This window comes from Variovorax durovernensis (genome assembly GCF_977011995.1).
In genome coordinates this window covers 1,120,711-1,134,240 of the sequence record NZ_CDRNCW010000001.1, presented here as the reverse complement: position 1 = coordinate 1,134,240, position 13,530 = coordinate 1,120,711, and the positions used below count along the sequence as shown (strand labels likewise).

Sequence of the window (13,530 nt, the reverse complement as noted above, 5' to 3'; positions counted from 1 at the left end):
CCGCCGGGCCGCTGGTATCGCCCCCGCGAGGGGGTGGGCGAAGCGACACGAAGTGCGCGCAGCCTGGGGGCGGGCGTAATCCATACAATTGTTCGATGGCCCTACCTCCAGAAGTTTGCATTCGCGGCGCCGGCATCGTCGGCCGCACGCTGGCCCTGCTGCTCGCGCGCGAGCGTGTGCGCGTCGCGCTGGTGGTGCCTCCGGCCACGCAGGGCAAGCAAGACATACGCGCCTATGCGCTGAACACCGCCTCCCGCACGCTGCTCGAATCGCTGCGCGCCTGGCCCGACGCCGCGCACGCCACGCCGGTGCGCGAAATGCTCGTGCACGGCGACGAAGGCGGCCAGGTGCAGTTCAGCGCCGCGCGCCAGAAGGTCGATGCGCTGGCCTGGATCGTCGACGTGCCCGCGCTCGAACAGCAACTGGCCGACGCGGTGCGCTTCCAGCCCCTGATCGAAATCGTGGCCGAGCCGGTCGCCGCGCCGCTCACCGTGGTGTGCGAAGGCAAGGCCAGCGCCACGCGCGAGGCGCTCGGCGTGAGCTACGAGGTCACGCGCTATCCCCAGCACGCGATTGCGGCTCGGCTCGACGCCGAGCAGTCGCACGACGGCATCGCGCGCCAGTGGTTCAACGACAAGGGCGAAGTGCTCGCGCTGCTGCCACTGGGCGGCTTGCACGGCAAGACGGTCGCGCTGGTCTGGTCGGTCGACCAGTTGCGCGCACCGGCCCTGCTTGCGCAAGGCGACGAAGAATTCAATGCCGCAGTCACCGAGGCCAGCCACGCGGCGCTCGGTGCGCTCAAGCTCACCAGCGAGCGCGGTGCCTGGCCGCTGGCCCGCGCCATCGCGGACCGCTGGACCGGCGCCATGCCCGGCCAGCCGGCCCGCTCCTGGGCGCTGGCGGGCGACGCTGCCCATACGGTGCACCCGCTCGCCGGCCAGGGCCTGAACCTGGGCCTGGCCGACGCCTCTGCGCTGGCCGATGTGATCAAGAACCGCGACTACTGGCGCAGCGTGGGCGACGCGCGCCTGCTGCGCCGCTACGAACGCGCCCGCCGCGCCGACGTGCTGCAGATGAGCCTGGCGACCGACGGCCTGCAGCAACTTTTCTCGCACAACCTGGGTCCGCTGCCTGCATTGCGCAACTGGGGCATGCGCGGTTTCGACCGCACGCGCCTCGTCAAGCACTGGATCACGGCGCAGGCGATGGGCCTGAAGGCCTGACGCCCGCCATCTTCTCGAATCGAACCAACGGATCTCCCGATGACACTCGCACGCAACCTCCTACTCGCCGCCTGCACGCTGGGCGCGGTCGTGGCCGCCACAGCCGGCGAAGCCGAGATCCGCAAGAACCTGCCTGCGCGCATTCCGCAGTTCCCCGCCATCGACGAAGTGTCGAAATCGCCGATTCCGGGGATCTACGAAGTACGCGTGAACAGCTCGCAGATCTTCTACACCGACGAGCAGGGCAACTACCTGATCCAGGGCAACCTGATCGACGTGAAGTCGCGCAAGAACCTGACCGAGGAACGCGTCGAGAAGCTCAGCGCCGTCGCCTTCGACCAGCTGCCGCTGAAGGACTCGATCAAGATCGTGCGCGGCAACGGCAAGCGCAAGCTCGCTGTGTTCGAAGACCCGAACTGCGGCTACTGCAAGCGCTTCGAGAAGGACATGAAGACGATCGACAACGTGACCGTGTACCTGTTCCTGTACCCGGTGCTCGGCCCCGATTCGAACATCAAGTCGCGCGACATCTGGTGCAGCAAGGACAAGGGCAAGGCCTGGGGCGACTGGATGGAGTCGAGCACTCGTCCCACCACCGCGCCCGCCAGCTGCGACGTGACCGCGCTGCAGCGCAACGTCGAGTTCGGTCGCAAGTACAACATCACCGGCACTCCCACGCTGATCTTCAGCGACGGCACCCGCACGCCCGGCGCCATTCCCGCAGAGCAGGTCGAGAAGCAACTCGCCGCTTCGTCGAGCTGATGGCGACGAAGGCCCCTGCGCGGCGCAGTACCGCCGCTACCGCCGTGCCCGTGGCCGGCGTGCGCTTTCGCGTCGAATGCGCGGATCTACATTCGCGCCTGTTCGGCGTGACGCTGACCATCGACGCGCCCGCCGCGCAGCAGCGCGTGTCGCTGCCGGTGTGGATTCCGGGCAGCTACCTGGTGCGCGAATTCGCCAAGAACCTGCAGGGCCTGCGCGCCACGCAGGGCCGCCGCAAGCCGACCCTGACGCAGCTCGACAAATGCAGCTGGCTGGTCGAATGCACGCCCGGCCAGCCGCTGGTGCTGAACTACCAGGTCTGCGCCTACGACAACTCGGTGCGCACCGCTTGGCTGGACGCCGAGCGCGGCTTCTTCAACGGCACCAGCGTGTGCCTGCGGGTAGAAGGCCAGACCGACGCGCCGCATGCGCTGGAGATCGTCGCGCCCGTGCTGGCCGACGATGCCGCGCGCTGGTCTTGCGCCACCGCGCTCGTGCCGCTCAAGACCGACAGGCACGGCTTCGGCAGCTACCGCGCCGCCGACTACGACGAGCTGGCCGACAGCCCGGTCGAGCTGGGCGCCTTCTGGAGCGCCGATTTCGACGCCTGCGGCGTGCCGCACCGCTTCGTGGTCGCGGGCGCCGCGGCCTCGTTCGATGGCGACAGGCTCATTGCCGACACCAAGGCCATCTGCGAAGCCGAGATGCGCTTCTGGCACGGCGACAAGGCCGGCAAGCGCGGCGGCCCGAAGCTGCCTATCGACCGCTACGTGTTCATGCTCAATGCGGTGGACGACGGCTACGGCGGTCTCGAACATCGCCACTCCACGGCGCTGATCTGCAACCGCCGCGACCTGCCGCAGCGCGGCGAGAAGAAGAAGCAGCCCGAGGGCTACACCACGCTGATGGGCCTCATCAGCCACGAGTACTTCCACACCTGGAACGTCAAGCGCATGCGGCCCGCCGAGTTCGCGCGCTACGACTACAGCCAGGAAAACTACACGCAGCTGCTGTGGTTCTTCGAAGGCTTCACCAGCTACTACGACGACCTGCTGTTGCGCCGCGCCGGCCGCATCGACGACGCGGCCTACCTTCGCCTGCTGAACAAGACCATCAACCAGGTCATGCAGACGCCGGGGCGGCTGGTGCAGCCGGTGGCCGACGCGAGCTTCGACGCCTGGGTCAAGTACTACCGCCAGGACGAGCAGACGCCCAACAGCACGGTGAGCTACTACACCAAGGGCGCGCTGGTGGCGCTGTGCTTCGACCTCACCTTGCGCCATGAAGGCAAGGGCACGCTCGACGACGTGATGCGCCACCTGTGGACGCACGGCGGCGGCGGGCCGATCAGCGAAGCCGATATCGCGGCCGCGCTCGAGGCGGTGAGCGGCCGCTCGTATGCGGCGGAACTCGCGCGCTGGGTGCATTCGACCGAGGAGCTTCCGCTCGCGCAGCTGCTGCGCGCACACGGCGTTGCCACGCTGGAAGACCCGTCGCAACAGGCACAGGCACTGGGCCTGCGCGTGGCCGAAACCAACGGCAGCGTGCAGGTGAAGGTAGTGCTGCGCGGCGGTGCGGCCGAGAAGGCGGGCTTTTCGGCGAACGACGAGTGGATCGGCATCGAGCTGCCTGCCGTCGGCAAGAAGGGCCAGCAGCGCCCGGCGCAAGCCTGGCGCATCGCCAAGCTCGACGACCTCGCGCTGTACCTGGGCGATGCGACGAAGTTCACAGCCATCGTGGCGCGTGACCGCAAGCTGCTCAGGCTGCCGCTCGCGCTGCCTGCCAATTCGACCACCTGGCGCCTGTTCGCGCACGACGCCACCAAGGCGGCGGGCTGGCTGGCCGGCTAGGCGCTTTCTGCCGCGGCGGGGTGCCGCACGAACATCATCGGCTGCGGCTCGCCGACCAATACGCAGGGCTTGCCGGTCCTGCGGCAGTGGTCCTGCACGCGCCAATAGGCGCCGTGGCTCACGCAGCCGGTCTGGCAGATCACCAGGTCGGCGGCACGCAGGCTGGCTTCGAGGGCGGGATCGTCAGCGTCGGCACCGCCGTCGTGGTGCAGGTAGCGGCCTCCCGCGATCTCGACCAGCTGGCGTGCGAGCGACGGTGCCTCGTCTTCATGGCCGACGCACAGCACGGCTTTCTCGCGCAGATCGGCGGGCGCTTGCAGCCGGGGCGGCCGCAAGTGGCGCCGGCTGCCCGGCGACAGCAGCGCATTCAGGCGCCTGGGCAGCGCCCCGCCCGCGGCGGCACGCGCGGCCAGCTCCTCGCGCACGATGGCAATGGCCGAATCGCGCGCCACCAGGGCACCGCGCAAACGGACGATCTGCGCCTCCAGCCTTTCGACCAGCGCGGCCTGCTCGGCCAGCAGGCGCGAGCAGCGCTCCTGAGCCCGGGCATAGGCCCGCAGCAACACGGCATGTTCTTGCATCGGGAACTCCATGGCGGGCATTCTAGATGAGAGTAATTCTCAACTAAAGCCCATGTGGTGTTCAGTGCGAAACCGACTTCGAGAACACGTTCACCACCACCACGCCCGCGATGATCAGCCCGAGCCCCGCAATGGCCGGTCCGTCGAGCTTCTGGCCGAACCACAGCCAGCTCACGAGCGAGATCAGCACAATGCCCACGCCCGACCAGATCGCATAGGCGATGCCCGTCGGAATGGTGCGCAGCGTCAGCGAGAGGAAGAAGAACGCGACCGCATAGCCGGCCACCGAGGCCAGCGTGGGCCACAGCCGCGTGAAACCATCCGAGCCCTTGAGAAAACTGGTGGCGATCACCTCGGCCACGATGGCGACGAACAGATAGGCGTAGTTGGAACTCATGGCAGGCACTCTATGGGAACTCGCCATGCCCCGCCACCCGCAGCGGCCATGCTGGGTATAGTGAAGCGCGTTTTTTCCCCTTCCCCCGGAGACACCATGAGCTACGAAAACATCGAAGTACGGACCGAAGCAGGCAAGGTCGGCATCATCACCCTCAACCGCCCGAAGGCCCTGAATGCGCTGAACGATGCGCTGATGACCGAGTTGGGCCAGGCCCTGAAGGCCTTCGATGCGGACGATGCCATCGGCTGCATCATCCTCACGGGCAGCGAGCGCGCCTTCGCGGCCGGCGCCGACATCGCGGCGATGGCCAAGTACAGCTTCATCGACACCTACAAGGGCGACTACATCACGCGCAACTGGGAAACCATCCGCTCGATCCGCAAGCCGGTGATCGGCGCGGTGGCCGGCTTCGCGCTGGGCGGCGGCTGCGAGCTGGCGATGATGTGCGACTTCATCATCGCGGCCGACAACGCGAAGTTCGGCCAGCCCGAAATCAAGATCGGCGTGATCCCTGGTGCCGGCGGCACGCAGCGCCTGCCGCGCGCGGTGGGCAAGAGCAAGGCGATGGACATGGTGCTCACGGCACGCATGATGGACGCGGCGGAAGCCGAGCGCGCCGGCCTCGTGAGCCGCGTGGTGCCCTTCGAGAAGCTCGCCGACGAGGCGCTGGGCGCGGCGCTGATCATCTGCGGCTATTCGCAGATCTCGGTGATGGCGGCCAAGGAATCGGTCAACCGCGCCTTCGAGGGCGGCCTGAGCGACGGCGTGATGTTCGAGCGCCGGCTGTTCCACGCGCTGTTCGCCACGCAGGACCAGAAGGAAGGCATGGACGCCTTCCTGAACAAGCGCCAGCCGGACTTCAAGAACGCCTGAGGGCGGATGCGCGAGGCCGGATGTGTTCCGGTCAGCGCGTGAGCAGCGCGCGCAATGCGTCCAGCGCCTGCGCGGGCGGTGTACCGACCAGCGCGGTGCCATTGGGTTGCGGCGTCCAGCGCACCTGGCCGCCGGCGATCTCCAGCACGGCGACGAGCGCGCTGCCGCGATAAAGCGAGAGACGCGCCTCCACCGGCGCGGCGAGTGCTTCGTCGGGCGTCGTTGCCGAACGGGCCACGGTGCCGACCAGCGCGGGCAAGCCTTCGATGTCGCCGCGCGCGTGGCGCACTTCGGCACCTGAGCCTGTGAAGCTGAAGGACGTCCACCGGTCCAGGGCCGTGAAGGCCGCGGGGCCTTCTCCGCGTGCGACTGCCTTGGGCACTGCAGCGCGTGATGCGGGGGCGCGCAACGCGCCGGAGGCGTCTGCGCTTGCGTTGTCGCCTTGATACTGCGGCGGAGTTGCTGCCGGTGCGGGCGCTGCAATCGGCGACGGTGGTGGTGGCGGCGGCGCGATGCCTGGTGCAGGCGCTGCGGCCGGCGCCGGAGCCTCCGCCGCATAGGCGCGGCGGCGTTCTTTTTCCACGCGCTCTTCACGCTGCTCATCGCTTCGCGCGGGAGCGGCCTGTTCGGCCACGATGGCTGGAGCAGGAAGTGCAGGCGCCGGCGCGATGGGCGCGGGGGCAGCCTGCGGTGGCGGCGCAGGGCGGCGAGCGGCATCTGCGCCAGCGATGCCCGGCGCTTCCTTGGACAAGGCATTGCGCTGGGCCTGCGCTTGTTTCTGTTCGGCGGCCGGCGCCTCTCGCGCGGCTGCTGCGGATGGCGGCGGCGCTGGCTGAGGTGCAGCCGGCGGTTCGGCCGGAGGTGCGGCCTCCGCCGAAGGTTGAGCCGGCGCGGATGCAGGTGCGGGGGGCGGTGAAGCCGCTGGCGCAGCGGCGCCGGCAACGCGTGCTTCGCCGTCCAGTTGCGCATCAGGCACAGGTTCGCGATGCCAGAGCACCGTCACGAAAGTCGCCAGCAGCACGGTCGCAAAAGCTGCATTCCAGGGCATGCGCGAACGCGGCTCGCCACCGCCGCCGAACACGCGGCGCCACCAAGGCGCGGCGCTCGCGCTGTTGGCGGCGGCGTTCTTCGCGGCCGGCACGGTGGCGGCAAGGTTGTGCGCCATCTTCAGGATGGCATCGCGCGTGCGCGGGTCGGGGGTTGCGTCGCTGTCGGGCGCATGGTCCAGCGCGCGGCGCAGGACCGGGTCGCGCAGGTCGCGTTCATCGTCGCGGTCGAAACCGGTGGTGCCGTTGCCGCTCATGCCCGCTGCTCCAGCACCGCAAGGTAACGCGCCATGCAGCCGCGCAGCTTCTGCAGGCCGTAGCGCAGGCGGCTGCGCACGGTTTCGAAGCCGATCTCCAGGCTCGCAGCCAGCGCCTCGACGGTCAGGCCGTCTTCGTGGTGCAGCAAGAATGCGGCGCGCTGGTCGGTCGGCAATTCGTCGAGACAGGCCAACAGCCGGCGGCCCGCGGCGCGCCAGAAAGCGAGCTCTTCGGCCGACGGATGCGCGGCGGCGTCCATCGCGCCGCGCACGCCGCGGTCGAGCGTGGGCACGGGATCGCTGTCGTCGTCGAAATGCGCATCGAGCGCCACTTCGCGTCCGCTCACGCGCAGGCGGTCCATGGCAAGGTTGTGCGCGATGGTGAAGGCCCAGGTGCGCCAGGTGGCGCCCTGCGGCGAGAAGCTGCCGCGCGCCGAGATGATCCGCACCCAGGTGTCCTGGAACACCTCGTCGGCCTGCGCCGCGAGCCGCGCGCCCAGCAGACGCTTGACGAAGCGGAACAGCCCGCCCTCGTGGCGCGCATAGAGCACGTCGAACGCGGCGGCGTCGCCCTGCGCGTAGGCCAGCATCAACTGGTCGTCGGGCATGGCCTGTCGCTCGGTGGCGCTGTCGGCGGAAGGGGCGCGGGGAAGCGCGGACATCGGAGGATTTTCACCCGAGCTTGTACGGGCGACGAGCCACATCGGGGTTTGGCCCCGCAAAAATCGACTCGGGTGGCCAGCAGGCTGTTGAACTCAGGCAAAAACCTGGGCTATAATTTTGGGCTCGGCACTGAACAATGCCGAACGGCTCTTTAGCTCAGTCGGTTAGAGCGATGGAATCATAATCCACAGGTCCGCGGTTCGAGTCCGTGAAGAGCCACCAACAATAAAAGCCTTGCAGGTCAATGACTTGCAAGGCTTTTTTCTTGCCCGGGAGATAATCCGCGGCAATGCCCGCCCCCATCCGCTCCACGCCGACCATGCCTGCCGCCCGCGCAGGCCTGATCCGCTGGGTCTTGCTGTGGTTCGCGCTGTCGCTCGGCGTGGCCATCGCGTCGCCGGTGGTGCATCCGCAAGCCGTGGAGCTGGTCTGCTCGAGCGCAGGCTCGGTCAAGGCCATCGTGCATACCGACGACGGCGCGCAAGAGCTGGGCATGGGCCACATGGACTGCCCGCTGTGCGTGCTGGCAGGCGCGCCGCCCGCGACACCCACGGTCAAGCTTCCCGCGCTCATGCCGCTGTCCCATGCGGTGCGGCCGGCTCCGGTCGCGCACATCGCCGCGGCCACTGCGGCGCCCCCGCCGGCGCGCGGGCCTCCCTCGCTCTCCTGACGCTTCCCGTTTCGTTCGTCCGCGCATGTGATGCCTTCGCCTGAAGGCGGGCTTCATCGCATCGCGCTTCCCCGCACAACGCATCGATCGGCGCTCGCGTCCGGGCGCCAGAGAGCTTTTTCTTCATGACTCATTCCACGCTTTCACGCCGTGGCCTGCTGCTGTCCGGCGGCAGCGCGCTTGCGGCCCTGGCCCTCGCAGGCTGCGACAACAGCAAGGTGCTGCCCGCCAGTTTCAACGGCGTCGACATCACGGGCGCCAAGTACGCACAGGACTTCCGCCTGACCGACCCCGACGGCCGCGAGCGCACACTGGCCGACTTCAAGGGCAAGGCCGTGATGATGTTCTTCGGCTTCACCCAATGCCCCGACGTGTGCCCCACAGCGCTCGTGCGCGCCGCCGAGATCAGGCGGCTGCTCGGCGCCGACGGCGAACGGCTGCAGGTGATCTTCGTTACCGTCGACCCCGAGCGCGACACGCCCGTGGTGCTCAAGGCCTACACCCAGGCCTTCGACCCGAGCTTCATCGGCCTGTACGGCGACCTGCAGAAGACCAGCGACACCGCGAAGGACTTCAAGGTCTTCTACAAGAAGGTGCCCACCGGTTCCTCGTACACCATGGACCACTCGGCCTTCAGCTACGTGTTCGATCCCAAGGGAAAGATCCGCCTCGTGCTGCGCCACGAGCAGAGCGCGGAAGAATGCGCCCAAGACCTGCGGCAGATCCTCAAGACGTCTGCCTGAGCATCAACTCGATCCATCATTCAAGGAGATTCTTTCCATGACACCCATTGCACGCATCCTCGCCCTGTCGGCCGCATCGTTCCTCGTGGTGGCTACGGCACACGCGCAAGTCACAGTCAAGCAGGCGTGGGTCCGCGCCACCGTGCCCCAGCAGAAGGCCACCGGCGCATTCATGCAGCTCAGCGCCGCGAAAGACACCAGGCTGGTGTCGGCCAGTTCGCCCGTCACGCCGGTCGTCGAAGTCCATGAGATGGCGATGCAGGACAACGTGATGCGCATGCGGCAGATCCCTGCCCTCGAACTGCCCGCCGGCAAGACCGTCGAACTCAAGCCCGGCGGCTATCACGTGATGCTGCTAGACCTCAAGCAGCAGGTGAAGGAAGGCGACACCGTGCCGCTCACACTCGTGTTCGAAGGCAGGGACGGCAAGCGCGAAACGGTGGAGGTGAAGGCACCGGTGCGCGCGCTCAATGCGTCGGCGCAGCCGGCTGCGGGGCACGGCGATCACAAGCACTGAGCGCATCGGCCCATCAGGGGAAAGCTGCTTGTTGTCACCAGCAGGCGGCGGCACCCAAGGTTCCGCTGCTGCTCTGAGTGCCGAGCTGGTCGATGGTGTACGTACCGCACAGCGTGTCGCCGGCCTGTGCGTTCACGGGTGTAGCGGTGGCGGTGAATCCCGTGCTCGAAGATGCGGTGACGTTAAGTTGATAGAACGCGGTGCCGCTGGTCAGCACGTCGAGTGGAAAGGCGCTGCTGGCGCCGTAGCCCAGGTTGGGAGCGGTAGCGGCATAGGTGTTGTTCATCGTGAAGTAGCGCTCCTGCCGCGTCGCCAGATCCAGCAGCGCCGTCTTCGCATCGGTGCGGCGCGACTTCTGCACATAGCGTACATATGACGGATAAGCGATGGCAGCAAGGATCGCCACTATGGCCACCACGATCATGACTTCGATCAGCGTGAAGCCTGTGCCGGCACGCCGGCTTGCGTTGGAGTGTTGAAGTTTTTTCATGGTGATCAACGCAGCTTGACCCACGTCAGCCGTTTGCCCTTGCCATTGGCCGCGGGGTTGATCTTGGTCACCACACCCGTGCCGCCGACGGTCTGCTGCACCAGGTAGGGCCACTTGTTCGCAGTGACGATCGACGGCGTACCGGTCGCACTCAGGCCGATGCCACTCACGATGCCGCCGTTGTAGGTGACGAAGTTGCCGTTCTGGTCGCCGAAGAACGAAGCATTGGGCGCGCCGCCGGTGTCCAGCGACACCGCCATCGTGTAGCCCGCCGCGGGCTGGGTGTCGCAGGTAAGGACCTGCGACACCGCGGGAATGGTGGTGTTGACCAGGAACATGCCATAGGCCGTGGTCGGGCTGTAGATAACCTGCTCGTTGCCCGTGCTGGGCAATGGCAGCGTCCACCCGAACTGCGTGTTGGAGCCCGCGCCGCCCTTGCAACTGCTCGACCCCTTCCAGCAGACCTTGTTGGTGCTCAGCGTGCGATAGCCGGAGATGGAGCCGCTGCCGGGCGCAGTCGCGGTAATGCTCTGGGTCTGCAACGTGGTGGTGTCGACCGTTTGCGAGCCTGTGAGCGCCGCATACTGCGCGGACGCGCCACCCACCGCGTTCCACCCGCTCATGTTCCAGTCCCAGATGCCGTACAACGCCTGGGTCGCGGATGCATAGGTGGCGGCGCTGGTCTGCGTCTGCGGGAATTGCTGCCCGGTCCCGAAGCTCACGACCACGCCCGGTTGCCCGGAAGCACCGATGCCCTGCACCGACGAAACCGTCACGCGCGTCGTGATCGGCTGCCCGACCGCAGTCTTGAAGATGGGCGCCGCCGGTGCCAGCCACTTGGCGGGGTCGGAGTCGGTCAGGTCGAAGCGCCACAGATTGCCCAGCACATCGCCGGCATAGACGTAGTCCGTCACGTGGTCGCCATCAAGGTCGGCCGAGGTCACGTAGGCAATACCGTTGCGGGCCGTGATCGTGGTGCCGCTCTTGGTGGGTCCGGCACCGGTGTCGATGAAGCGGAACGTGATGCCTCCCGTGGCCGGATCGATCAGCATGATGAACAGGCCCGCCGTGCCCGTGCTGCTGTTCAGGCCGTTGCCGAACAATGCGGCCCACTGGCCGTTGTGCAGGCGGCGAATGATCGGTGTTCCGTAGGTGCTGCCGAGGCTGTTGCCGCAGCTCGCGTTGCCGACGCAGGTGATGGCGCCGGTGCCCGAGCCCGAGGTCCATTCGCCGCGCACCAGCGAAGCCGCGTTGGCTTCGGAGAACTGCGTCGGGTCGGTCACGTCCAGTGCATAGATCACACCGCTGGCCACCGAGGTCTTGTCGCCGATCGGTCCGGACGCACTTCCCCCGGCGCCCGCGCCGCTGACCAGCCACGTGTGCCAGGCGCCGTTGTAGTACAGGTCACCGGTGCCCGGCGTGGCGTCGGTGTAGAGGCTGTGCGAATACTGCGTCGAGCTGAAATCGAGTGCCGGGGTGGTGGAGTGGATCACGTTCATGATCGCCGCCGGCATATACGCGAGTACCTCGTTGCCATCGTTCGTCGTCTTGACGAAATTGCCACTCGCGTCATACGTGCCACTGCGAAAGCCATGCAGGAATCCGTCGTTGGCACCGATGTAGACCACGTTCTGGCGCCCGCCCTGCGCCGTGGCGGCGGTGGTGCCGGCAAAGTCGGCATAGGAGCCTGCGGTCTCCGCCGCGGTGCTCTTCGGATAGAGCGCGTCGAGCCATGGCCCCTTGTAGGGCAGCGACGGCGGCCCGATCCATGTCGGGCTGGAGTCGATGATGTCGCCGAGCACACCGGTGCGCGTGCGCAACGTGCCGCCGGTGCTGGCCAACTCGTTGCTCCTGTCTCCCCGCAGATATCGCACCCGGATATCGGTCTGCGTCGAGTCGCCCGCGCTGAGCGCGGTCTGCTGCGCCTTGGTGAGATTGCCCCACAGGAACGGGATGCCCGCAGTTCCGTTCCAGCTCAACATGCTGCGGCTGCCCGGCGCCTGCGCCGTGTTGGTCTTGGTGGTGGCCTGGCAGGTGCCTCCGGTCAGCACGCAACTGGCATCCCAATTGGCGATCGGATTGATCGACACGATGCCCGTGGAAGGGTCGCTCATCAAGTCTTGCGCGGTCAGTTCACCCCACGAATTGGTCTGGTGGTAGTAGGCCAGGTACACCTGAGTGCCGGCCTCCACGCGCGCCGACTGCTGCACGTTGGTGCCGGCCGAACTGCTCGACTGGTTGACGGGCGCAGCCTTGAAGCAGGTGATCTCGTGCACGTTGCTCGAGCCGCCGGTGCCGGCCGAGAAGCCGAAGCGGAAGCTGTCAGGCAACGGGCCGTTGGTGGCAGTGATCGACTGCTTGTTGATGACGTTCTGGGCCGCGCCGCCGTTGACGCTGTACGAAAGGCTCAGCAGGCCGTCCTGTGTGACTTGCAATCCGTAGGTGATTGGCGTGGCGCTGCCACGCAAGGGCATGTTGACGCCCTGCTGGTTCGAGATGGAGACGCCCGCCGGCAGGTTGCTGTACGCGGTGCCGTTGAGAAGCAGCGGGTAGTCGAGCAGCGACGTCGTAGTCGCATTCCCTGTCGGAGTCGAGGTACTGGTGCTTGTGGTGCAGTTCTTTCCCTTCTTGTCGCACGTCTGCGTGGTCGTCGTCGTGATGCTGTAGTCCATCACCTTGCCGCTCTTGCAAGTAGCCTTCACCGCCGCGGTCTGCTGCGCCGAGGTGAGCCCGCTGGGATAGTGAACGGGATCGAGGGCGTTCAGCGAAGCCCAGGTGATATTGCCAGCGCCTCGCACACTGATGCGGCCGGCCTTGAAGCCAGGCCCCGTGGCGGTGTTGTCGCTGGGGTTCGAGAAGTTGCCGTACTCGTCGATGCCGATCCCGAGGTATCCACCGACGACGCCTTCGTACTGGCCGTTCACGTTGGAGCAGCTGTAGCCAAGGCTGCCGCCCAGCCCACCGACGGAAGGTGACTTGGAGCCGTCCGCGAGGAAGAAGCTGATGCCGTCGGCGCCCGTACCGTTGTCGCCGTCGCCGCCATAGGTCACGGTCGTGAACGTGACCTGCAAACCCTGGTTGCTAGGGAAGGTGAAGTTGGACACCACGGCGCCTGTCTGGTTGTCGCCGTTCGATCCACCCTTGGTCGTGTCGCCGTTGGTCAGGCGCAGCGCCCCGGAACCCACCGCGTCGGGCAGGCGGCCGCTGGTACCCCCCACCAGCAGCGAGTTCTTGCCCTTGTAGTAGGTCAGCTTCCCGATGCACGCCGGAATGGTGCCCGTGTCGTTCCCCGCCGTCAGGCATGCGCCGTTGAGTGCCTGCCAGTTATAGGACGACGACGCGCCCGTCAGCGTGTCGCTGATGATCAGCTGCGCATGCGCCACCCACGGCACGCAAACCAGCACGCCGAGCAGAGCTCCCAGCAATTTCCACGAACGATTCATGTCCATGTTCCC

The 13,530-nt window shown here is 67.2% G+C and carries 13 protein-coding genes and 1 tRNA gene; 8 read left to right on the top strand and 6 right to left on the bottom strand.

The window, feature by feature from the left end:
- Positions 1 to 95 precede the first annotated feature (95 nt).
- Genes ACWV14_RS05280 through ACWV14_RS05270 form a run of 3 tightly spaced genes read left to right on the top strand, consistent with a single transcriptional unit; the run spans position 96 to position 3,835 of the window.
- Complete coding sequence (locus tag ACWV14_RS05280; RefSeq protein ID WP_454906179.1) at positions 96 to 1,223, top strand: FAD-dependent monooxygenase; 1,128 nt, start codon at positions 96 to 98, stop codon at positions 1,221 to 1,223.
- A 39-nt stretch (positions 1,224 to 1,262) separates the two neighbouring features.
- Positions 1,263 to 1,985, top strand: coding sequence for a DsbC family protein (locus ACWV14_RS05275; RefSeq protein WP_454906180.1), 723 nt, complete (start codon positions 1,263 to 1,265; stop codon positions 1,983 to 1,985).
- Positions 1,985 to 3,835: a M61 family metallopeptidase gene (locus tag ACWV14_RS05270; protein WP_454906182.1), complete on the top strand. Its 1,851-nt coding sequence runs from the start codon at positions 1,985 to 1,987 to the stop codon at positions 3,833 to 3,835. The genes ACWV14_RS05275 and ACWV14_RS05270 overlap by 1 nt, the downstream gene beginning before the upstream one ends.
- Here ACWV14_RS05270 and ACWV14_RS05265 read toward each other — a convergent pair.
- Positions 3,832 to 4,416 (bottom strand): DUF2325 domain-containing protein, encoded by a 585-nt coding sequence (locus ACWV14_RS05265; RefSeq protein WP_422084944.1) that lies wholly within the window; start codon positions 4,414 to 4,416, stop codon positions 3,832 to 3,834. The genes ACWV14_RS05270 and ACWV14_RS05265 overlap by 4 nt on opposite strands.
- A gap of 61 nt (positions 4,417 to 4,477) precedes the next feature.
- Entirely contained in the window at positions 4,478 to 4,813 is a 336-nt protein-coding gene (locus tag ACWV14_RS05260; protein WP_454906185.1) for an SMR family transporter, read from the bottom strand.
- A 96-nt stretch (positions 4,814 to 4,909) separates the two neighbouring features.
- On the opposite strand from ACWV14_RS05260, the gene ACWV14_RS05255 reads away from it, so the two are divergent.
- On the top strand, positions 4,910 to 5,689 hold the full coding sequence (locus tag ACWV14_RS05255) for an enoyl-CoA hydratase (RefSeq protein ID WP_422084943.1): 780 nt from the start codon (positions 4,910 to 4,912) through the stop codon (positions 5,687 to 5,689).
- Between the two features lie 31 nt (positions 5,690 to 5,720).
- On the opposite strand, the gene ACWV14_RS05250 is transcribed toward ACWV14_RS05255, so the two are convergent.
- The gene (locus tag ACWV14_RS05250; protein WP_454906187.1) at positions 5,721 to 6,992 is read right to left on the bottom strand and encodes a hypothetical protein; all 1,272 of its coding nucleotides are present in this window, start codon (positions 6,990 to 6,992) and stop codon (positions 5,721 to 5,723) included.
- Positions 6,989 to 7,654 carry a sigma-70 family RNA polymerase sigma factor gene (locus ACWV14_RS05245; protein ID WP_454906189.1) on the bottom strand — a complete coding sequence of 222 codons (666 nt, stop codon included), beginning with the start codon at positions 7,652 to 7,654 and terminating at the stop codon, positions 6,989 to 6,991. The genes ACWV14_RS05250 and ACWV14_RS05245 overlap by 4 nt, the downstream gene beginning before the upstream one ends.
- 146 nt (positions 7,655 to 7,800) lie before the next feature.
- On the opposite strand from ACWV14_RS05245, the gene ACWV14_RS05240 reads away from it, so the two are divergent.
- The 4 genes from ACWV14_RS05240 to ACWV14_RS05225 all read left to right on the top strand — a co-directional run bounded on the left by ACWV14_RS05240 (position 7,801) and on the right by ACWV14_RS05225 (position 9,585).
- Positions 7,801 to 7,877, top strand: a tRNA-Met gene (locus ACWV14_RS05240).
- A gap of 67 nt (positions 7,878 to 7,944) precedes the next feature.
- A complete protein-coding gene (locus tag ACWV14_RS05235) occupies positions 7,945 to 8,325 on the top strand; it encodes a DUF2946 family protein (RefSeq protein WP_422084940.1) in 381 nt (126 codons plus the stop codon).
- Positions 8,326 to 8,450: 125 nt separating this feature from the next.
- Entirely contained in the window at positions 8,451 to 9,068 is a 618-nt protein-coding gene (locus ACWV14_RS05230; protein WP_454906191.1) for an SCO family protein, read from the top strand.
- A gap of 37 nt (positions 9,069 to 9,105) precedes the next feature.
- Positions 9,106 to 9,585: a copper chaperone PCu(A)C gene (locus ACWV14_RS05225; protein WP_454906193.1), complete on the top strand. Its 480-nt coding sequence runs from the start codon at positions 9,106 to 9,108 to the stop codon at positions 9,583 to 9,585.
- A 34-nt stretch (positions 9,586 to 9,619) separates the two neighbouring features.
- Here the strand turns inward: ACWV14_RS05225 and ACWV14_RS05220 are convergent, their stop codons facing one another.
- Both ACWV14_RS05220 and ACWV14_RS05215 read right to left on the bottom strand, forming a co-directional pair.
- A complete protein-coding gene (locus ACWV14_RS05220; RefSeq protein ID WP_454906195.1) occupies positions 9,620 to 10,075 on the bottom strand; it encodes a type IV pilin protein in 456 nt (151 codons plus the stop codon).
- Positions 10,076 to 10,080: 5 nt separating this feature from the next.
- Positions 10,081 to 13,524: a PilC/PilY family type IV pilus protein gene (locus tag ACWV14_RS05215; RefSeq protein WP_454906197.1), complete on the bottom strand. Its 3,444-nt coding sequence runs from the start codon at positions 13,522 to 13,524 to the stop codon at positions 10,081 to 10,083.
- Positions 13,525 to 13,530: the final 6 nt, after the last annotated feature.